Annotated in this window: 1 pseudogene; it reads right to left on the bottom strand. The window is 66.3% G+C overall.

Features of this window, described 5'->3' with window-relative positions:
* A pseudogene (locus tag NKI59_RS34960) lies at positions 1–744 on the bottom strand (IS4 family transposase); the annotation flags it as partial.
* Positions 745–926: the final 182 nt, after the last annotated feature.

Below are 926 nucleotides of genomic sequence, written 5' to 3'. Positions count from 1 at the left end.
TACCTGCACCAAGCTCACGCTCACCGTCTTGGGCAGGCCCTCTTCAATCGTGTTGTCGGGGCGCACGACCTCGACCTGGGCAAAGCTCGCCACCAGCCGGGCCGTGCGCGCCGCCCGACCAGGCCGCGCGCGCAGCTCGACCATGGCCTCTCCGGCGGCCTGCAGCGGTGCGGTCGACAGCTTGCCGCCGCCCTGGATCCGGCGGTCGTGCATGGCGCGGGTCAGAATGTGGAAGCCGGGTTCGGGTACAAGCGCCCACTTGCTGTAGATGTCGCTCTCGCGGTCGCTCACCTCGGTCACCAGTGCAGCCGACTTCAACACCGGCTTGGCCGCCGCGGCCGTGCTCAACCAGCGCTCGGACTCCTTGTCGCACAGAGGCCGCTTGGCATGAGCAACCTCCACACGCCCCTCGCGCGTCCACACCCGGCCCGCCACCAGCCCCAGAACGCCGCCCGTCTCGGCATCGATGCCCAGCATCGCGTGCAGCAACACGCCACGGCCGCCGCCCTTGCCAATCTCGCCAAGGCCACGCCGATACTCCGGCGTCGTCGCGAAATTGATCTCACTGGTGTCCTGGATCGCCAGCACATGACGACCGGCGCTAGCCTCAGCCGTCGCAGCGCCCCAACCTTCAATCAGCCTGTCCGTCGTCACCCGAGCGTTCGCCAGGAACCGACAAAAGCCCACGATCCCGCTACGGGCTCCTCCAGCCAAGCGGCGCAGGCACACGCTCTCGCGCGACACCATCCGCTCCAGAAGCTGGACCCCCTTTTTTCGAGCCGTTCGTCACCGAACGACCCCAACAATCCCATAGATGACACCGCGACGCCTCCCTCAGTACGTCGCCTACAGAATCACACACCAACCCGACGCCGCAACTCACAGATGAGTCATCGACGCAACGAAAAGATGTGTGCATCCCCTAG

The organism is Mesorhizobium sp. M0598, from assembly GCF_040320865.1.
Lineage (GTDB): Bacteria > Pseudomonadota > Alphaproteobacteria > Rhizobiales > Rhizobiaceae > Mesorhizobium.
The sequence above is the reverse complement of the archived record's forward strand: the minus strand, read 5'-3'. Positions and strand labels throughout refer to the sequence as shown.